Raw genomic sequence first — 19,693 nt, forward strand, 5'->3', positions numbered from 1 at the left:
GCCAGGACCGAGGGTTTGCGCCGGTCAGACGCCGCGCGCGCGCTCGGTCTGAAACCGGGTGCGAAAGGCGGCAAAGCTGCCGGCCTGCAGCGCGTCCCTGATCTCCTGCATCAGGTTCAGGTAGTAGTGCAGGTTGTGGATGCTCGTGAGCATGGGGCCGAGCATCTCGCCGCAGCGGTCGAGGTGGTGCAGATAAGCCCGCGAAAAGCCGCCCCGGCCGCCGTCGTTCCAGCTCACGCCGGTGCCGCCGGCGCAGGCGTGGCAGGTGCAGCTCGGGTCTATCGGCTGGTGGTCCTCGCGGTGGCGGGCGTTGCGGATCTTCAGGTCGCCAAAGCGGGTGAACAGCGTGCCGTTGCGCGCATTGCGCGTGGGCATGACGCAGTCGAACATGTCCACGCCGCTGGCCACGCCCTGCACCAGGTCGTCGGGCGTGCCCACGCCCATGAGGTAGCGTGGCTTGTGCGCGGGCAGGCGGTGCGGGGTGTGCGCCAGGATGCGCAGCATGTCCTCCTTGGGCTCGCCCACGCTCACGCCGCCGATGGCATAGCCGGGAAAGTCCATCGCGCTGAGCGCGCCGAGCGACTCCTCGCGCAGATGCTCGTACATGCCGCCCTGCACGATGCCAAAGAGCGCATTGGGGTTGGCCAGGCGCGCAAACTCCTCTTGCGAGCGCCGTGCCCAGCGCAGGCTCATCTGCATGCTCTTGCGCGCATCGTCCTCACTGGTGGGCACGCCCGCGGTCTCGTAGGGCGTGCATTCGTCGAGCTGCATCACGATGTCCGAGTTCAGCGCCGTCTGGATCTGCATGCTGACTTCGGGCGAGAGAAACAGTTTGTCGCCGTTGACCGGCGAGGCAAAGTGCACGCCGTCTTCGGTGATTCTGCGCATCGCCCCCAGGCTCCAGACCTGGAAGCCGCCCGAATCGGTCAGTATGGGTTTGTGCCACTGCTCGAAGGCGTGCAGGCCCCCAAAGCTCTTGAGCACATCGAGCCCCGGGCGCATCCACAGGTGAAAGGTGTTGCCCAGGATGATCTGCGCGCCCATCTCGGCAAGGCTTCGGGGCATCACGCCCTTGACCGTGCCGTAGGTGCCCACGGGCATGAAGATCGGGGTTTCGACCACGCCGTGGTTCAGGCTCAGGCGGGCGCGCCGGGCGTGGCTGTGCGCGTCGGTGGCAAGCAGTTCAAAGTGCAGCATAGGGGCGCGATTGTCCCAGAGCGGGCGCGCCGCCGCGCTGGCCTACACTGGGCAGCAACGAGATCAACAGGAGGCAGTCATGCTGAGGATTCTGGTAGCGGTTGATGGCTCCGAGCGGGCGCTGGACGCCGTGCGCTTTGCACTCAGACTGGTGCAGGACGGCGCGCTGCAGGCCACGCTGGTGCTGGGCCATGTGCAGGAGGAGGCCTCGCTGCTGGAGCTGGCGACGCACGACGCCGACGCGATCGCGCAGGCCAGCGTCCAGGCGGGGCAGGACTTGATGGCCTCGGCCGTGGCCCTGGTGACTGCGGCCGGTGTGCCGCTGCAGACCGAGATCGCACTGGGCTCGCCCGCAGCAGCGCTCGCCGACATGGCCGAGACCAGCGGCTGCGCACTGATCATCGTCGGGGCGCGGGGCCTGGGCGGTTTGCGCGGCACGCTGCTCGGTTCGGTGTCGCAGGCGCTGGTGCGCGACGCCACCGTGCCGGTGACGGTGGTCAAGCACGCCGAGCCCGAAGAAGCGCCGGACTCGCAGAGCGCGCCGCTGTAGAAAGGCTTCAGGCCGGTGCGGCCAGCCGTGCCGTGGCAAGCGGCGCGGGCAGCGCCTCGCTAGCGGCCGCCTCGCCAGCGCCCGCCTGCGGCTGCAGCTTGAACTGGCGCACCGCCAGCGTGAGCTGGCCGGCCTGTTCGCGCAGCGACTGCGACGCGGCCGCAGACTCTTCCACCAGCGCGGCGTTTTGCTGCGTCATCTGGTCGAGTTCGCGCACCGACTCGTGCACCTGGCCTATGCTGTCGCGCTGCTCGTTGGCCGAGGCGGTGATCTCGGCGATCGTGCCCGAGACGCGGCGCACGCTGTCCACCAGCTCGGTCATGGTCTCGCCCGCTTGGGCCACGAGGCGCGCGCCGTCTTCCACCTTGGCGCTGGAGCTGCCGATCAAGTCCTTGATCTCGCGCGCCGCCTCGGCGCTGCGCTGCGCCAGGCTGCGCACCTCGCTGGCCACGACCGCAAAGCCGCGGCCCTGCTCGCCCGCGCGCGCCGCCTCCACCGCAGCGTTGAGCGCAAGAATATTGGTCTGAAAGGCAATGCCGTCGATCACCCCGGTGATGTCACCGATCTTGTGCGAGCTCTGCGAGATCTCGTTCATGGTGTTCACCACCCGCGCCACCACCTCGCCGCCGCGCTCGGCCACCTGGGCGGCCGAGGCCGCGGAGCTGCTCGCATGCTGCGAGGATGCTGCGCTGTTTTGCAGCGCCGTGGCCAGCGTGTCCATGAGCGAAGCCGCTTCCTGCAGGCGCGCCGCGGTCTGTTCGGTGCGCTGGCTCAAGTCCTGGTTGCCCATGGCGATCTCGCCGCTGGCGGTATCTATGCTGCCCGTGGCCTCCTGCACCCGGCGCACCAGGGCGCGCAGCTCGCCTTGCATGCGGCCCATGGCCTGCACCAGCTGGCCGACCTCGTCGTCGTGCAGCACGCTCACGTCGCGCGTGAGGTCGCCCGCGGCGATGCGCTGGGCGAGCTCGCGCGCACGGGCGAGCGAGACGGTGATCGAGCGCACGCTCGCCAGCGTGAGCGGCACCAGCACCAGCAGCGCCAGCAGCAGCAGCGCGGCGATGAGGGCGGACATCAGCGAGCTGCGCGCGTCGATGTCCTGGCGCGCCTCGTCCATGCGGGCGCGCGCCTGCTGCGCCAGTTCCGACAACAGCTGGTCGCTGGTGTCGGTGTGTTGCTTGAATTCGCCCGCGTAGGCGGCGGCCGCGGCGCCGTCGATCTGCGCGTCCTGCACGCGCTGGAACACCGGGTCTATGCCTTCGGCGTAGGCCTTGAGTTCGCCGAGCGTGCGATCAATCAGCGTGGTGAATTCGGCGTCGCCCGCCTGCCGGGCGCGCACCTTGGCGAGTTCGGCCTGCACTGCCTCCAGGGTCTTGTGCCAGTGCTCGCGAAAGCTCCCGGCTTCGAGCACGTTGCTCGCGTTGATGACGATGTCCTTTTCAGCGCGGCGCAGGTCACCGAGCGCGGTGCGCAGGTCTGCCACCTGGGTGAGGGTCTGCACCTGGTTGGCAAACAGCCCTTGCAGGGTGGCGCGCGTGCGGTCCAGCGCCACATAACCCAGCGCGCCGACCAGCACCAGCAGCGCCAGCGAAAACACCGTGCCGAAGTACAGCCGGGTGCGTATCGAAAAACGGCCGAGCAGTCCCATGTCTCTTCTTTTCAGGCAGGCGCGGCCGAGGCCGCAGAGGCCGTAAGAATAACGTAAGAGAGGGCCGCTTCAGGCGGCGCTGCGGTTGGGCGCGGGTTTGCGCTGCAGCTTGCCGTGCGGCAAGGTGGGCAGGCGCTTGAGCAGCCGGCGGCAATAGCCGCGTATGCCCAGGCACTTGTTGAGCTCATCGACCGGCAGCGGACCCGAGACGACGACGATGTCGTTGGCCTGCAGCAGCGCGCCGGCCGCGCGCAGGCGCCGGCGCTGGTGCGCGGCCCAGGACTGGATGCGCACCGGGTTGCCATGGCGGTGCACCTCGCCGGTGTGGGCGTCGAAGGCGATCGCCACGGTCTCCGTCTTGAGCTTGAAACGGCGCTCGCCGGTGACCTTGCTCGGCGCCTCGCGCATGTCGTAGAGGTAGTAGCTGCCCGCCTTGAGCTCGTATTGCAGGTCCATGGTCGTGAGTCTCCTTGCCTTGATTGTCCAAACGATGGCGCCGTCTGAAGGCGGGTAAAGCAAGGGCAAACACGGGCTTATCCGTGCAAGCGCCGGTAACCGTCGGCAGGGCACCGTCCGCGATTGTCGGAGAGGGTGCGCGCGCGGGATGTTTCAACGTGTAGCCCGTGCCGGCATCGCCGGGCGCGGGCGGGGCAGGCTAGCGGTAGTCGCGCGCGTCCTCGATCACCTTGCCGTCGTTGGCCAGGCTCCCGGGGGTGAGCATCTGCACCTCGCCGCGCAGCTTGGTGACTTCACGCAGGCAGGCGGCAAGCTGCTCGGCCAGGCCGGCGGCGGTTTCGCGCGTTTCCACCTGCAGCGTCATCGCGTCGTTGCCGGTCTGGCCGCTCACCACCAGGCGCGCCTTGAGCACCTGCGGAAAGCGCTTGGCGACTTCGGCCACCTGCTCGGGGTGCACGAACATGCCGCGCACCTTGGTGGTCTGGTCGGCGCGCCCCATCCAGCCCTTGATGCGGGTGTTGGTGCGCCCCGTGGGGCAAGGCCCGCTCAGTACGGCGGAGAGGTCGCCGGTGGCAAAGCGGATCAGCGGGTGTACCGGGTTGAGCGTGGTGACGACGAGCTCGCCGACCTCGCCCTCGGGCACGGGGTCGCCGGTGCCGGGGCGCACGATCTCGACGATCACGCCCTCGTCGAGCACCAGGCCTTCGCGTGCGCTGGTTTCATAGGCGATCAGGCCCAGGTCCGCCGTGCCATAGCACTGCAGGCCGTGCACGCCGCGTTCTGCAAGCCACGCATGCAGCGAGGGCGGAAAGGCCTCGGCCGAGACCAGCGCCTTGGTCAGGCTGGGCAGCTTGACGCCGAGCTCGGCGGCCTTTTCCAGAATGATCTTGAGAAAGCTCGGCGTGCCGATGTAGCCTGCGGGCCTGAGGTCGGCCATGGCCTGCACCTGCTGCTCGGTCTGGCCGGTGCCGCCGGGAAAGACGCTGCAGCCGAGCGCGTGCGCGGCGGTTTCCATCATCGAGCCGGCGGGCACGAAGTGGTAGGAAAAGCAGTTGTGGATCAGTTCGCCCGCGCGAAAGCCGGCCGCGTGCAGGGCGCGCGCCATGCGCCAGTAGTCGCGCTGGCGGCCTTCGGGCTCGTAGATCGGGCCGGGGCTGGCGAAGACGTGGGGCAACTGTGCGCCCCAACCCACGGTGGCAAAGCCGCCGAAGGCGTCGCCGCCGTCGGCACGCGCCGCCTGCTGGCGCGCATGCAGCTCGCTCTTGCGCGTGACGGGAAGTTGCGCCAGCGCCGCGCGGCTGGTGATGGCGCGCGCGTCCACGCCCGCAAGAATCTGCGCAAACGCCGGCGCATGCTGCTGGGCATGGGCTATCTGCGCGGGCAGGGCGGCCATGTGCGCGGCTTCGCGTGCTTCGGGCGAGCGGGTTTCCAGGGCGTCGTAGAACTCGGTCATTGCGCTGGTCTTTCCGTGGAAAATTCTATGCAAATCGGCTGCAAACGCTTGCCCAGCAAGCGCTAGCAGCTATTGAAACAATATCAAGCGAGCCAGCGCTTGCGCCGCTTGTAGCTCTTGACGTCGCGAAAGCTCTTGCGCTCGGCGCCGCCCACGCCCAGGTAGAACTCCTTGACGTCCTCGTTGCTGGCCAGTTCTGCGGCCGAGCCGTCCATCACCACGCGCCCGCTTTCCATGATGTAGCCGTAATCGGCGTACTTGAGCGCCATGTTGGTGTTCTGCTCGGCCAGCAGGAAGGTGGTGCCTTCCTTGGCGTTGAGCTCGCGCACGATGTTGAAGACCTCTTCGACGAGCTGCGGCGCCAGGCCCATGGAGGGCTCGTCCAGCAGCACCAGCGTGGGGTTGCTCATGAGCGCGCGGCCGATGGCGCACATCTGCTGCTCGCCGCCCGAGGTGTAGGCCGCCTGGCTCTTGCGCCGCTCCTTCAGGCGCGGGAAGTAGCGGTAGACCTTTTCCAGGTTGGCGGCGATCTCGGCCTTGCTGGTGCGCGTGTAGGCGCCGGTGTAGAGGTTTTCTTCGATGGTCAGGTGCGCAAAGCAGTGGCGCCCTTCCATCACCTGCACCACGCCGCGCTTGACGAGGTCGGACGGGGTGAGGTTTTCGATGCGCTCGCCGCGGTATTCGATGCTGCCCTTGGTGACTTCGCCGCGCTCACCCTTGAGCAGGTTGGAGATGGCGCGCAGCGTGGTGGTCTTGCCCGCGCCGTTGCCGCCCAGGATGGCCACGATGCCGCCCTCGGGCACGGTGAGCGAGACGCCCTTGAGCACCAGGATCACGTGGTTGTAGATGACCTCGATGCCATTGACTTCGAGCATCGTCTTGGCGGGCTGTTCGCTCATCTTGTCTTGTCCGTGTTCAGACCGTGGATGCGCCGGGGCGGCGCTGGCCGGCCCCGGCGGCGTGGCGTGCGCTCAGTTGGCGCACTGGCGCTGTTCGATCTTGTTGTCGGCCGCGTACTTCTCGGCGAACTGCTTGATCAGCGGATCGATGATCTCGCGGTTGCCCTCGTACCAGTCGCTGTTGATCTTCCACTCCTTGCCGTCCCACACCGACATGCGCGCGGCGTAGGAGCCCATGTGCTGGGCGCAGCTGGTCTTGAGCGGCTGGATGATGCCGGTGAAGCCCAGTTCCTCGATGCGCTCGGGCGTGAGCTCGAAGTTCTCCAGCGCCCACTGCGCCTGCTCGCCGGTGATGGGCTTGCCCTTGCCGAACTTCTCCTGCGCGATGCGCACCGTCTCGGCCGTGAGCATGCCGGTGATCAGGCCGCGCACGTAGAGCACGTCGCCCACGGTCTTGGGGTCTTGCGCGGTGCCTTCGCCCTTGGCGTAGAGCGTGGCCTGCACGTCCTTGATGACCTTGGCGTCGCGGTTGGCGCTGGCCTGCAGGGCGGCGGCGTTGTAGCCCTTGGAGGCTTCTTCCACGCCCTTGACGTCGGACTCGGAGCCGGCCCACCAGAAGCCGTACATCTTCTCGCGCGGGTAGCCCACGGCCTGGGCCTCTTTCAGGGCCGTCGGGTTCATCACGCCGTAGCCCACGTACAGCAGGTAGTCGGGCTGGTCGCGGCGCACCTGCAGCCAGGTGGACTTCTGGTCGAGCCCCGGCGCGGTCACCGGCAGCTTGTTCAGCGTGAAGCCGTACTTGGCGGCGTAGGCGTCGAACACCGGCATGAATTCATGGCCGAAGGGCGCGTCCATGTAGACGTAGTTGATCTTCTTGCCCTTGAGCTTGTCCAGGCCGCCGGCCTTCTTGCCCACGGCCTGCATCATCACGTCGGCCGAGACGAAGTAGTTCGGAATCATGGGGAAGACCCACTTGAACACCCGCCCGTCCGCGGCTGCCGGCGTGCCGTAGCCCGCGATGATCAGCGAGATCTTGTCTTCCGGCGCCTTCTTCAGCAGCGCGTTGGTCACGCCGGTGGAGATGGACTGCACGATGGCCGCGCCGCCGTTCTGGCCCTTCATGCGCTCATAGCACTCGATGCCCTTGGCGGTGTCGTAGGCGAACTCGCACTCCTCGATCTTGAACTTGACCCCGTTGATGCCGCCCTTGGCGTTGACCAGCTTGAGGTAGTCCACGGTGCCATTGGCCACCGGAATGCCGTTGGGTGCGTAAGGCCCGGTGCGGTAGGAAAAGATCGGAGCGTATTGCTCCTGGGCCAGGGCCGGCGCCGCGGCCATGCCCGCTGCAACCGCCAGCGCGGCCGCCAGAGTGTGGATGGGCTTCATGCTTGTCTCCTTCGTAGTGAGTTGCCAGGGGAAAAAACCTCGGGGTCCGCGTTGCGCGCCCTCAGTGCGGAAACGGCCACAGCCGCAGCTTTTGCTTGCCCGTGGACCACAGGCGCGCCAGGCCGTGCGGCTCGACGATGAGAAACCAGACGATGAGCACGCCAAACAGCATCAGCTCCAGGTGCGCGGCCTCGGCCGTGCCCAGTTGCAGGCCAAGCACGCTACCTAGTGCCGGCAGGCCCAGGCGGATCAGAATGGGCAGCACCACCATGAAGGCCGCGCCGATGAAGTTGCCCATGATCGAGCCCAGGCCGCCGATGATGACCATGAACAAGAGCTCCAGCGACATGTTCAGGCCGAAGGCCGCGGGCTCCCACACGCCCAGGTAGAAAAAGCCCCAGAGTGCGCCGGCCACGCCGATGATGAAGCTGCTTACGGCAAAGGCGGTGAGCTTGGCGTAAGTGGGGCGAATGCCGATGACGGCGGCGGCCACGTCCATGTCGCGGATCGCCATCCACTCGCGCCCGATGGCGCTGCGCACCAGGTTCTTGCAGGCCAGCGCCAGCAGCACCAGCAGCGAGAGGCAGAACAGGTATTTGGCGGCGTAGCTGTCCAGCGCTATGCCGAAGAAGGACAGCTCGGGCGCAGCCACCGAGATCGAGGGGCTGTCCATGGTGAGCCACTTGACGCGGTAGAACATCCAGTCGGCAAAGAACTGCGCCGCCAGCGTGGTCACCGCCAGGTACAGGCCGCGCACGCGCAGGCTGGGCAGGCCAAAGAGCACGCCGAAGATGGCGGCAAACACCCCGCCCAGCAGCAGCGCGCCGATCAGCGGCATGCCCGGCACGCGCATGATCACGTTCCAGGCGCCATACGCGCCCACCGCCATGAAGGCGCCCGAGCCGAGCGAAATCTGCCCGCAATAGCCGATCAGGATGTTGGTGCCCAGGGCGGCCAGCGCCAGGATGACCACCGGAATCAGGATGGCCGAAAACAGATAGCTGCTGGCCGTGAGCGGCACCACGACGAAGGCGACGAGCAGCAGCGCGAGCATGGCCCAGCGGTCTTGCGCGATCGGGAAGATCTGCTGGTCCGAGCGGTAGCTGGTCTTGAATTGGCCGTTTTCGCGGTAAATCATTTTGATGAGTCTTTTCTGCCTCTAGCCCTTGCCCAGCAAGCGCCGCAAGCTATCAAATTGGAGATCAAACGCGGTCGATGATCTTCTCTCCGAAGAGCCCCTGGGGCCGCACCAGCAGCACCACCAGCGCGAGCACGTAAGCAAACCACACCTCGATGCCGCCGCCGACGAAGGGGCCGAGGTAGATCTCCGAGAGCTTCTCGCCCGCGCCCACGATCAGGCCGGCGACGATGGCGCCGGGCACCGAGGTCAGCCCCCCCAGGATGACCACCGGCAGCGCGCGCAGCGCCAGCGTGGAGATGGAAAACTGCACCCCCAGCTTGCTGCCCCAGACCATGCCGGCGACCAGCGCCGAGAGGCCGGCGACGAACCAGACGATGACCCACATGCGCGCCAGCGGAATGCCCACCGACTGCGCCGCCTGATGGTCGTCGGCCACCGCGCGCAGCGCCCGGCCTGTAGAGGTCTTCTGGAAGAACAGCACCAGCGCGGCCACCAGCAGCGCGGCGATGAGCGCGGCCACGAGCTCTTGCGAGTCGATCAGGATGCCGCCCTCGAACAGGCCCTGGGCGAGGAAGATCGGGTCCTTGGGCATGCCGATGTCGATGTTGTAGACATTGCTGCCAAACACCGACTGGCCAAAACCTTCGAGGAAGAAACCTATGCCTATCGTCGCCATGAGCAGCGTGGCCTCGGGCTGGCTTACCAGATGGCGCAGCGCCAGGCGCTCGACCAGCCAGGCCAGGATGAGCATCAGCACCGCCGCGGCCAGGAAGGCGAGCACGTTGGCCAGCAGCTTGCTCTCGATGCCGCTCCACTGCGGTATCCATTCGGAAAACCGCGCCATCGCCAGCGCCGCGAACAACACCATCACGCCCTGCGCGAAGTTGAACACGCTGGACGCCTTGTAGATCAGCACGAAGCCCAGCGCCACCAGCGAATACAGCACGCCGGTCATCAGGCCGCCGATCAGGGTCTCGAGAAAAAATCCCATCTGCCTGCCCCCGTCTCAAGCCGCCGTGCCCAGATAGGCACGGATGACGTCTTCATTGCTCTGCACCTCGGCCGGCGCGCCGTCGCCGATCTTCTTGCCGTAGTCCAGCACCACCACGCGGTCGGAGATGTCCATCACCACGCCCATGTCGTGCTCGATCAGCACGATCGTGGTGCCGAACTCGTCGTTCACGTCCAGGATGAAGCGGCTCATGTCCTGCTTTTCCTCGACATTCATGCCGGCCATGGGTTCATCGAGCAGCAGCACCTGCGGCTCCATGGCCAGCGCCCGGCCCAGGTCCACGCGCTTTTGCAGGCCGTAGGGCAGTTGGCCCACGGGCGTCTTGCGGTGTGCCTGAATTTCCAGAAAGTCGATGATGTGCTCGACGAATTCGCGGTGCGCAAGCTCTTCGCGCTCGGCCGGGCCTATGCGCAGCGCCTGCAGGAAGAGGTTGCTTTTGATCTTCAGGTTGCGCCCGCTCATGATGTTGTCCAGCACGCTCATGCCCTTGAACAAGGCCAGGTTCTGGAAGGTGCGCGCCACGCCCATCTCGGCGACCTGGCGGCTGTTCATGTGGCTGAAGGTCTGGCCGCGAAAGGTGATCGAGCCCTCGCTGGGCGTGTACACGCCGTTGATGCAGTTGAGCATCGAGCTCTTGCCCGCGCCGTTGGGGCCGATGATGGAGCGGATCTCGTGCTCGCGCACATCAAAACTGATGTCGGTGAGCGCGCGCACGCCGCCAAAGCGCAGGCTGATGTTCTTGACCTCCAGAATCACCTCGCCGATGGTTCTTGGGCCATTTTGGCCTGCGGCGCCCGCCGGCTGGGCGCCAGCAGCTATGGTTGGCATAGCAGTCTCGCTCATGCTGCCTTCCTTGCAACGGGATGAACCTGGGCTTCAAGAATCTTCAGCGTGGCCGACACCGTGCCGCTGCGCCCGTCCTCGAACTTGACCCGGGTCTCGATGAACTGCTCGCTCTTGCCGCTGTACAGCGCGTCGATCAGCACCGCGTACTTTTCGGCGACGAAATTGCGCCGCACCTTGCGCGTGCGCGTGAGCTCGTCGTCGTCCGGGTCGAGCTCCTTGTGCAACACCAGAAAGCGCGCCACCTGGGTCTCGCCCATGCCTTCTTCGGCGGCCAGGTCGGCGTTCACCTGCGCCATGCATTCGCGCATCATCTCCAGCACCTCTGGCTTGCCCGCAAGGTCCACATAGCCGGCGTAGGGCAGGCCGCGGCGCTCGGCCCAGTTGCCCACGGCGTCGAAGTCGATGTTGACGAAGGCGCAGACCTCGTCGCGGTCGTGGCCAAAGCACACCGCCTCCTTGATCTGCGGAAAGAACTTGAGCTTGTTCTCGATGTAGTTGGGCGCAAACATCGCGCCGCTCTTGAGCTTGCCCACGTCCTTGGCGCGGTCGATGATGCGCAGCTGCCCGGCGGCGTCGATCAGCCCGGCGTCGCCGGTGTGAAACCAGCCCTCGGCATCGAGCACCTCGGCCGTGTCTTCGGGGCGCTTGTAGTACTCCTTGAGCAGCGCCGCGCTTTTCACCAGCACCTCGCCGTTGTCCGCGATGCGCACCTGCACGCCCGGCGCTGGCTGGCCCACGGCCGACAGCTCCACCTGGCCGTCGCGCTGGATGCAGACATAGGCCGAGGTCTCGGTCGAGCCGTAGAGTTGTTTGAGGTTCACGCCGATGGAGCGAAAGAAGCGAAACAGATCCGGCCCTATGGCCGCTCCCGCGGTATAGGCCACGCGAATGCGCGACAAGCCCATCACGTTCTTCAGCGGCCCGTAGATCAGCAGGTCGGCCGCGCGGTATTTGAGCCGGTCCCAGGCGCCCACCGGCTTGCCGTCCAGAATGTCCGCGCCCACGCGCTTGGCCAATTGCATGCAGCGCTCGAACAGCCAGCGCTTGATGCGCGCCGCGTCCTCCATGCGGATCGACACCGAGGTCAGCAGGCCTTCGAAGATGCGCGGCGGCGCAAAGTAATAGGTCGGCCCGATCTCGCGCAGGTCTATCGCCACCGTGCTCTCGTCCTCCGGGCAATTGATGGTGAAGCCCACCGCAATCCACTGCGCGACGGAAAACAGATAGTCCCCCGCCCAGGCCGGCGGCAGGTAGGAGACGACGTCCTCCGCTGGCGTGAGCCCATCCACCTCCTGCCCGCCGCGCGCGGCCAGCACGAAGCCGGCGTGGCTCAGGCACACGCCCTTGGGCCGCCCCGTGGTGCCCGAGGTGTAGAGAATGATGGAGGTGTCTTGCGCGTCGAGCCGGGCCAGCCCCGCTTCCCACTGGCCCGGGTGCCCGGCGTCCCATTCGCGGCCTTTTTCCAGCAGCGCCTGCACGCTGACGAGGCCGGGCTGGTCGTAGTGGCGCAGGCCGCGCGGGTCTTCGTAGAGGATGAATTCCAGGCCGGGCAGGCTCTCGCGGATCTCCAGCAGCTTGTCCACCTGCTCCTGGTCTTCGGCGTAGGCGAAGCGCACCTCGGCGTCCTCCAGCACGAAGCGCATTTCATCGGCCACCGCATCCTGGTACAGCGGAATCGGCACGCCGCCCAGGCTTTGCACCGCAATGAAGCCCATGTAGCAGTAGGGCCGGTTGCCGCTCACGAAGGCCAGGTTCTCGCCACGGCGAAAGCCCAGCGCCGCCAGGCCGCAGGCCATGTGGCGCACGTCGCGCGCGACCTCGGCCCAGCTCCAGCTCTGCCAGATGCCGTACTCCTTCTCGCGCAGCGCCGGCGCCTCGGGGCGCTCCTTGGCTTGCTGCAGCAGCAGATGGGGGAAGGTGCTCGTCATGCCTGTGGTCGGTTCGGTTAACACGTACAGGCCCCGATGGTGCGATCTGGTTTGACGGAATTTTGTCTTTGCAACGACAATTTAGGGGTTAATGCCCCCTGGGTAAAACCCTTGGTTTTCGGCCCGGGGCCGGGCAGGCGCCCCCGCTATCCTCAGTCCATGTACGCAGCCTATTTCGGCCTGGAGCAGCTGCCCTTCTCCATCGCGCCCGATCCGCGCTATCTCTTTCTGAGCGAGCGCCACCGGGAGGCGCTGGCGCACCTGCTCTATGGGCTGGACGGCGGCGGCGGCTTCGTGCTGCTCACCGGCGAAGTGGGCGCGGGCAAGACCACGGTCTGCCGCGGCTTTCTGCAGCAGATGCCCGCACACTGCTGCGCCGCCTACATCTTCAACCCCAAGCTCAGCGCCGAGGAGCTGCTGGCCACGGTGTGCGACGAGTTCGGCGTGGCGCTGCCCGACAACCGGCGCGGCCCGCCCAGCATCAAGCAGTGCGTGGATGCGCTCAACGCCTGGCTGCTGGCCCAGCACGCGGCGGGCAAGAGCTGCGTGCTGGTGATCGACGAGGCGCAAAGCCTGTCCGGCGACGTGCTCGAGCAACTGCGCCTGCTCACCAACCTGGAAACCGACGAGAAGAAGCTGCTGCAGATCATCCTGATCGGCCAGCCCGAGCTGCGCGCGCTGGTGGCGCGGCCCGAGCTCACGCAGCTCGCGCAGCGCGTGATCGCGCGCTACCACCTGGGCGCGCTGAGCAAGGGGGAAACCGCGCAATACGTCGCCCACCGCCTGGCCGTCGCCGGCTGGCAGGGGCCGCTGCCATTTGCCCCGGCGGCGCTGGCGCGCGTGCATGCGCTCTCGGGCGGCGTGCCCCGGCGCATCAACCTGCTGTGCGACCGCGCCCTGCTTGCGGCCTATGCGGCCGGGCACAAGCAGGTGGATGCGCGCCGCGTGAGCGCCGCCGCGCGCGAGGTGTTTGCGCACGCCGCACAGCCCGGCGCGCCGCGCCGCTGGCCGCTGGCGCTGGCCGGGCTTGCGGGGGGCGTTCTGCTGACCGGCGCGGCGCTGGCGCTGTCTGGCCACTGGCCCTGGCGCAGCAGCACGCCCCGCGCGGCGAGCGCGCCCGTGGCAGCACCTGCGGCCAGTGCGCAAGCCGGCGCAGCCGGCGCGCCCACAGCGCCCGCGGCGGACGAAAGCGCGCTCTGGCGCCGCCTGGCCTCGCTCTGGGGCGCGCAGCTGCCCGAAGGCGCCTTGCCCTGCGCCGGGGCGCTGCCGGGCGAGCTCGCCTGCTGGAGCACCACGCAGGGCGACGAGGCACTGCTGCGCCAGCTTGACCGCCCGGTGCTGCTGCGCCTGCAAGGCCCGGCCGCGCCCACCGGCTTTGCGCTGCTGCGGGCGCTGCACGAGGGCCGTGCCGAACTGCTGGACGCGCGCGGGCAGGCGAGCGAGCAGCCCTGGAGCGAACTGGCCGCCGCCTGGAGCGGCGCCGCCTTCACGCTGTGGCGCAGCCCGCCGGGGCTGGACGCGGCTGGCGTGGACATTGCCGCAACCGAAGCGGGCAGCCAGTGGCTGGCCGCGCAACTGGATCGCGCCGGCATGGCCGCTGCGCCGGCGCTGCGCACCCGCGTGCGCCAGTTTCAGCGCGCCCAGGGCCTGCAAAGCGACGGCCTGGCCGGGCCGCTGACGCTGATGCGGCTGAACCGCGCCTTGGGGCGCCAGGAGCCGCGTTTGCTCGCGCCGACAGCCGCGCCAGGAGAGTCTTGAGCCATGTCGACGATTCTTGATGCCTTGCGCCGCGCCGAGCACGAACGCCAGCGCGGCAGCGTGCCCGGCCTGCATGCCCCGGCGCCCCTGTCGGTTGGCATGGGCGGCGCTGCGGCCAGCGCACGTGCGCCGCGCTGGCCCTGGCTGCTGGCGCTATTGGTCAGCGCTGCGCTCGCCGCGGGCTTGGCCTGGTGGCTGGCCGCGACGCGCACCGCTGCGCAGTCGCAGTCGCAGTCGCAGTCGCAGTCGCAGTCCGGCGCGGCGGCGGTGCAAGGCCCACTGTCTCCCGCACCATCGCCGACTTCTGTCCCCGCCGCGGCGCATGCGGCTTCCGCAGCAGACGCGGGCGCCGAGGCAGCCGAAGCGCCCGCCCCGGCCGTGTCCCCGGCCCCGCGCAAGCGCGCGGCGGCACGCAACCACGCCGCAGGCACCGCGGCCGGCCCTGCCGCCAGCGCTGCATCCGCGCCGACGGCGGCTGCGGGCAGCCAAGCCGCGCCAGCGCCAGCGCCAGCGCCAGCATCCGCTCCTGCGCCTGCGCCTGGGCCCGCCTTGAAAGCGACCCACGCGCCCACGCTCGCGCCGGTGCCCGCCGCAAAAGCGACCCACGCGCCTGCGACGGGTTCCGTCTTTGCACCGCAAGACCTGCCCGCGTCGGTGCGCGCCGCGCTGCCCAGCCTGCATCTGGCGGGCATTACCTGGTCGGCCGATCCGCAGCTGCGCATGGCCATCGTCAACGGCCAGGTGCTGCACGAGGGCGAGGCCGCAGCCCCGGGGCTGGTGCTGCAGTCGATAGAACAGACGCGCACCATCTGGGCTTTTCAGGGCTACCGCGTCGCCTTGCCGGCGCAATAGGGGAGGGCAGATGCTCGGCGACTCACCGATCTACCAGCGCCGGCGCGCACCCAGCACGCGCGAGCTGGCCGACATCCCCTGGCTTGCGCGCCTCACGCCCGTCGAGCGTGAGCGTGCACGCGCCGCGCTGGTGGTCGGCGACGCCTACCCCGGCGACTACGTCTGCCGCACCGGCCGGCCCGTGACCTACTGGTTCGGCATCATCGACGGCCTGCTCAAGATGACCATAGACAGCGCGCGCGGCGATGCGGTGACCATCATCGGCGTGCCCCCGGGCGGCTGGTTTGGCGAAGGCACGGTGCTCAAGCGCGAACCCTACCGCTACAACATCCAGGCGCTGCGCAAAAGCCTGGTCGCGGGGCTGCACATCGACACCTTTCATTGGCTGCTGGACCATTCGATAGGCTTCAACCGCTTCATCATGGACCAGCTCAACGAGCGCGTGGGCCAGTTCATCGCCGCGCGCGAGACCGACCGCCTGCACAACCCCGACGCGCGCGTGGCGCTGAGCCTGGCGGCGCTGTTCAACCCCGTGCTCTACCCCGGCGTGCGCCAGGTGCTGCGTATCACGCAGCAGGAACTCGCTTACCTGGTCGGCCTGTCGCGCCAGCGCGTGAACGAAGCGCTGGCACGGCTGCAGGACGAGGGCGCCATTCGTGTCGAATACGGCGGCCTGCGCGTGCTCGATGTGCAGGCCTTGCGCGCGCACCTGCAGCCCGAAGCGCGCCCGGATGCGGACGAGCGTTGAGGGCGGCGATATCGCCCCGCGCCGCCATATTTCCCCCTCCCCTCTGGGTAGGGCCGGCGTGGGGGCCAGCAGCGGCAATGGCCAGACCTTGCTGCGCTGGCGCTTGACGCAGCCCCCATCCCTGCCTTCTCCCAGAGGGGGAAGGAGTGCCCCGCAGGGCAAATATTAAAAGCAAAATCGGCCTGTAACGCTTGTTACACAAGCGCTATCAGCTATCATTTTTAGGCTTCCTGCACATGCCAAGCCGATCAACCCAGCCGCGCAGGCCGCCGGCCCCAAGCGGTTGAAATCGCCGCGCCTGCCCTTATCTGCCACACGCCCTGCCCGTTCGCCGGCTGTCACCGCGGCCGCAGCGGGCGCTTTTTCGTGCTTTCTTTCGTCGTGTCATCCATGAGCAAACAACACCATTCCTTTCAGGCCGAAGTCGCGCAACTGCTGCACCTGGTCACGCATTCGCTGTATTCCAACAAGGAAATCTTCCTGCGCGAACTGGTCTCCAACGCCAGTGATGCCTGCGACAAGCTGCGCTTTGAGGCGCTGAACGACGCCAGCCTGTATGAGGACGCGCCCAATCTGCAAGTGCGCGTCTCCTTCGACAAGGACAAACGCACCATCACCATCCAGGACAACGGCATCGGCATGAGCGCGCAGGAGGCGATCGACAACCTGGGCACCATCGCCAAGAGCGGCACGCGCGACTTCCTCAGCCGCCTGTCCAGCGAACAAAAGGCCGACGCCACCGAGCAGGGCCAGCTCATCGGCCAGTTCGGCGTGGGTTTTTACTCGGGCTTCATCGTCGCCGACAAGATCACCGTGGAGAGCCGCCGCGCCGGCCTCAAGCCCGAAGAAGGCGTGCGCTGGACCAGCGGCGGCGCGGGCGATTTCGAGGTCGAAACCATCACCCGCCCCGAGCGCGGCACCGCCGTCACCCTGCACCTGCGGGATGACGCCGACGAATACTTGAACGCCTGGAAGCTCAAGAGCGTGATCGGCAAATACTCCGACCACATCAGCCTGCCCATCCTGATGGAAAAAGAGGAATGGAAAGAGGCCGAGAAGGAGGGCGAGCCCGGCAGCATGGTCAAGACCGGCGAATGGGAAGCGGTCAACAAGGCCAAGGCCTTGTGGGCACGCCCCAAGAAGGACATCAGCACCGAAGAGTACGAAGAGTTCTACAAGGCCATCAGCCACGACTTTGAAAAACCGCTGACCTGGAGCCACAACCGCGTCGAGGGCAACACCGAATACACCCAGCTCTTGTACATCCCGGCCAAGGCGCCGTTTGACCTGTACACCCGCGACAAGCACGCCGGCATCAAGCTCTACGTCAAGCGCGTTTTCATCATGGACGACGCCGAGGCGCTCATGCCCGGCTACCTGCGCTTTGTGAAGGGCGTGATCGATTCGAGCGACTTGCCGCTGAACGTCTCCCGCGAGCTGCTGCAGGAAAGCCGCGACGTGCGCCTGATCCGCGACGGCTCGGTCAAGCGCGTGCTTGGCATGCTGGAGGACCTGGCCAAGCACGACAAGCACGAAGCGTCCGCAGACGCAGACGGCGTGACCGACGTGGTCAGCGACGAAGACAAGGCCAAGGAAGGCAAATACAGCCAGTTCTATGCCGAGTTCGGCGCCGTGCTCAAGGAAGGCCTGGGCGAAGACTTTGCCAACCGCGAGCGCATCGCCCGGCTGCTGCGCTTTGCTTCCACGACGAGCGACACCGCAAACGTTGCCCTGGCCGACTACAAGGCGCGCATGAAGGAAGGCCAGGAGGCCATCTACTACATCACCGCCGAGACACTCGCCGCCGCCAAAAGCAGCCCGCAGCTTGAAGTCTTCAAGAAAAAGGGCATCGAGGTGCTGCTCATGAGCGACCGCGTGGACGAATGGGCGCTGGGCTATCTGCAGGACTTTGACGGCACGCCGCTGCAATCCGTCGCCAAGGGCGCGGTAGACCTGGGCAAGCTGCAGGACGAAGCCGAAAAGAAGGCCTTTGACGAGGCCGCCGAAACCTTCAAGCCGCTGCTGGCCAAGCTCAAGGAAGCGCTGAAGGACAAGGCCGAAGACGTGCGCGTGACCACCCGCCTGGTCGATTCACCCGCTTGCCTGGTCGTCAAGGACGGCGACATGAGCAACCAGCTCGCGCGCCTGCTGAAACAGGCCGGCCAGAAGGCGCCCGACGTCAAGCCGGTTCTTGAAGTCAACCCCGAGCACCCGCTGGTCAAGAAGCTCGATGGCAGCGTGCACTTCAACGACCTGGCGCACATCCTGTTCGACCAGGCCCTGCTGGCCGAGGGCGGCCTGCCCGAAGACCCGGCGGCGTATGTGAGAAGGGTGAATGCCTTGTTGGTGTGAAGTGCCAGCAACGGTTATGAGCCGAATTTCCGTGCTCCGCCTGATTGCGGCAGCGTCTCCACATTCCCGGAGCGGGAGTGGTTGGCGGTGCCGGGGCTGAACATGCTCGCCTGGCGCCAGCACGCGGGTGCACGCCGCCAGCGCATGTAAATCCAACGCGCTCGGCGGGCGAGAAAACGGCAGACCTTGCGGGGCCTGCCGTTTTCTCTTGATCGGCCAGAATACGACCATGCTGCGCTTCTTTCTGCTCTTTCTTGGCATTCAGCTTTCGCTGTTTGGCGTGAACATGCTCAACTGGGTGCAGCAGCATGCGGTGCTGCCCTGGACGGCGCTGCTTGCGCGCATCAGCGCGGGGCTGGTTACCTGGTTTGACGCCAGCGCGGCCGCGCAGGGCAAGGTGTTGTGGAATACCGCCACGGGGTTTGGCGTGTCGATCGAGCCCGGCTGCAATGGCATCGAGGCCTGCATCGTGCTGGCCGCGGCCATCCTGGCGTTTCCCGCGCCCTGGCGCAGCAAGCTGCGCGGCCTGCTGATCGGCTGCGTGGCGGTGCAGGCGCTGAATGTGGTGCGCGTGATCAGCCTGTTCTACATCGGGCAATGGAACACCGCAGCCTTCAATTTCGCGCACGAGTTTCTCTGGCAGGCGCTGATCATGCTGGACGTGCTCGTGGTCTGGCTGCTGTGGGTGCGCACCACCACGCGCGCCGGCGCGCACGAGGGTGACGGCCCACCGCCGCCCGATGGGCCGCCTGCGGCGCCGCCGCCGTCCCCGCGCACGCCAGCGCCGCGTGGCCAGGGCGTGGTCAGCCATTCGCCCGACCTGTCGCTGCCGCACGCCCGCGCATGACTGCCGCCGCGCCACCCCGAGCCGGCCCGGTGCTGCTGCGCTTTGCCTTGATTGCGGCTGCGGCCATCGTGGTGCTGACGCTGGCCTGGTCCAAAGCCTCACCCTGGCTGTCCTACCCGGTGGCAGCGCTGTCGCACGTGGTGCTGGAGCAGGGCGCGCCGATGTGGGTGCGCAGCGTACGCAAGGCGCCCGGCAGCATCGAGGTGGACACGGCGGTGAGCGTGCGCGACCCGCAGTCCGGGCGCCTGGGCGACGTGGTGCTGGAGGCCGACCCCGGCCGTTACGCCTATGGCCTGCCGATCTTCCTGGCGCTGCTGCTGGCCGCCTGGCTGACCCACCGCACGCCGGGGCGCCTGGGGCGGGCGCTGCTGGGTTATCTGCTGCTGTTGCCGGTGCAGGTTTTCAGCCTGGTGATGTATTTGTGGATGCAGCTTGCCGGCGCGGCGCAGTACCAGGCGCGGCTGCTGTTCATCGACCCGTGGCAGCTTGAGCTGATCGTCTATGGCTACCAGCTCGGCGTGCTGGTGCTGCCTACGCTAGCCCCGGTGCTGGTGTGGCTGCTGCTTGATCAGCGGTTTTTCAAGGACGTGATCATCCCGGGCTGGAAGCGGCGGCCGCAGTAG

Annotated in this window: 17 protein-coding genes; 7 read left to right on the top strand and 10 right to left on the bottom strand. The window is 67.4% G+C overall.

Going from position 1 to position 19,693, the window contains the following annotated elements:
• Positions 1–24 precede the first annotated feature (24 nt).
• A complete protein-coding gene (gene tgt / locus KUD94_RS13365; protein WP_218237672.1) occupies positions 25–1,197 on the bottom strand; it encodes a tRNA guanosine(34) transglycosylase Tgt in 1,173 nt (390 codons plus the stop codon).
• Between the two features lie 79 nt (positions 1,198–1,276).
• On the opposite strand from tgt, the gene KUD94_RS13370 reads away from it, so the two are divergent.
• Positions 1,277–1,747, top strand: coding sequence for a universal stress protein (locus KUD94_RS13370; protein WP_218237673.1), 471 nt, complete (start codon positions 1,277–1,279; stop codon positions 1,745–1,747).
• A 7-nt stretch (positions 1,748–1,754) separates the two neighbouring features.
• Here the strand turns inward: KUD94_RS13370 and KUD94_RS13375 are convergent, their stop codons facing one another.
• From KUD94_RS13375 to KUD94_RS13415, 9 genes are all read right to left on the bottom strand, one after another.
• Entirely contained in the window at positions 1,755–3,392 is a 1,638-nt protein-coding gene (locus KUD94_RS13375) for a methyl-accepting chemotaxis protein (RefSeq protein WP_218237674.1), read from the bottom strand.
• Between the two features lie 69 nt (positions 3,393–3,461).
• Positions 3,462–3,848: a hypothetical protein gene (locus KUD94_RS13380; RefSeq protein WP_218237675.1), complete on the bottom strand. Its 387-nt coding sequence runs from the start codon at positions 3,846–3,848 to the stop codon at positions 3,462–3,464.
• A 199-nt stretch (positions 3,849–4,047) separates the two neighbouring features.
• The gene (locus KUD94_RS13385; protein WP_218237676.1) at positions 4,048–5,301 is read right to left on the bottom strand and encodes a phenylacetate--CoA ligase family protein; all 1,254 of its coding nucleotides are present in this window, start codon (positions 5,299–5,301) and stop codon (positions 4,048–4,050) included.
• An 83-nt stretch (positions 5,302–5,384) separates the two neighbouring features.
• Complete coding sequence (locus KUD94_RS13390) at positions 5,385–6,200, bottom strand: ABC transporter ATP-binding protein (RefSeq protein ID WP_218237677.1); 816 nt, start codon at positions 6,198–6,200, stop codon at positions 5,385–5,387.
• Positions 6,201–6,272: 72 nt separating this feature from the next.
• The gene (locus KUD94_RS13395; protein ID WP_218237678.1) at positions 6,273–7,586 is read right to left on the bottom strand and encodes an ABC transporter substrate-binding protein; all 1,314 of its coding nucleotides are present in this window, start codon (positions 7,584–7,586) and stop codon (positions 6,273–6,275) included.
• 61 nt (positions 7,587–7,647) lie between these two features.
• Entirely contained in the window at positions 7,648–8,724 is a 1,077-nt protein-coding gene (locus KUD94_RS13400; RefSeq protein WP_218237679.1) for a branched-chain amino acid ABC transporter permease, read from the bottom strand.
• A 64-nt stretch (positions 8,725–8,788) separates the two neighbouring features.
• Entirely contained in the window at positions 8,789–9,718 is a 930-nt protein-coding gene (locus KUD94_RS13405) for a branched-chain amino acid ABC transporter permease (protein WP_218237680.1), read from the bottom strand.
• A 15-nt stretch (positions 9,719–9,733) separates the two neighbouring features.
• On the bottom strand, positions 9,734–10,567 hold the full coding sequence (locus tag KUD94_RS13410; RefSeq protein WP_255569260.1) for an ABC transporter ATP-binding protein: 834 nt from the start codon (positions 10,565–10,567) through the stop codon (positions 9,734–9,736).
• A gap of 11 nt (positions 10,568–10,578) precedes the next feature.
• Entirely contained in the window at positions 10,579–12,513 is a 1,935-nt protein-coding gene (locus tag KUD94_RS13415; protein WP_218237681.1) for a long-chain fatty acid--CoA ligase, read from the bottom strand.
• A gap of 159 nt (positions 12,514–12,672) precedes the next feature.
• Here KUD94_RS13415 and KUD94_RS13420 point away from each other — a divergent pair, with 159 nt between their 5' ends.
• The 6 genes from KUD94_RS13420 (at position 12,673) to KUD94_RS13445 (ending at position 19,693) form a co-directional block, all read left to right on the top strand.
• The gene (locus KUD94_RS13420; protein ID WP_218237682.1) at positions 12,673–14,271 is read left to right on the top strand and encodes an ExeA family protein; all 1,599 of its coding nucleotides are present in this window, start codon (positions 12,673–12,675) and stop codon (positions 14,269–14,271) included.
• A gap of 3 nt (positions 14,272–14,274) precedes the next feature.
• On the top strand, positions 14,275–15,123 hold the full coding sequence (locus tag KUD94_RS13425; RefSeq protein ID WP_218237683.1) for a general secretion pathway protein GspB: 849 nt from the start codon (positions 14,275–14,277) through the stop codon (positions 15,121–15,123).
• Between the two features lie 10 nt (positions 15,124–15,133).
• Positions 15,134–15,871: a Crp/Fnr family transcriptional regulator gene (locus KUD94_RS13430; protein ID WP_218237684.1), complete on the top strand. Its 738-nt coding sequence runs from the start codon at positions 15,134–15,136 to the stop codon at positions 15,869–15,871.
• A gap of 390 nt (positions 15,872–16,261) precedes the next feature.
• Entirely contained in the window at positions 16,262–18,223 is a 1,962-nt protein-coding gene (gene htpG / locus KUD94_RS13435; protein WP_218237685.1) for a molecular chaperone HtpG, read from the top strand.
• 229 nt (positions 18,224–18,452) lie between these two features.
• On the top strand, positions 18,453–19,070 hold the full coding sequence (xrtH, locus tag KUD94_RS13440) for an exosortase H (protein ID WP_218237686.1): 618 nt from the start codon (positions 18,453–18,455) through the stop codon (positions 19,068–19,070).
• Positions 19,067–19,693 carry an exosortase H-associated membrane protein gene (locus KUD94_RS13445; protein ID WP_218237687.1) on the top strand — a complete coding sequence of 209 codons (627 nt, stop codon included), beginning with the start codon at positions 19,067–19,069 and terminating at the stop codon, positions 19,691–19,693. The genes xrtH and KUD94_RS13445 overlap by 4 nt, the downstream gene beginning before the upstream one ends.

The organism is Comamonas sp. NLF-1-9, assembly GCF_019195435.1.
Lineage (GTDB): Bacteria > Pseudomonadota > Gammaproteobacteria > Burkholderiales > Burkholderiaceae_C > Comamonas_C.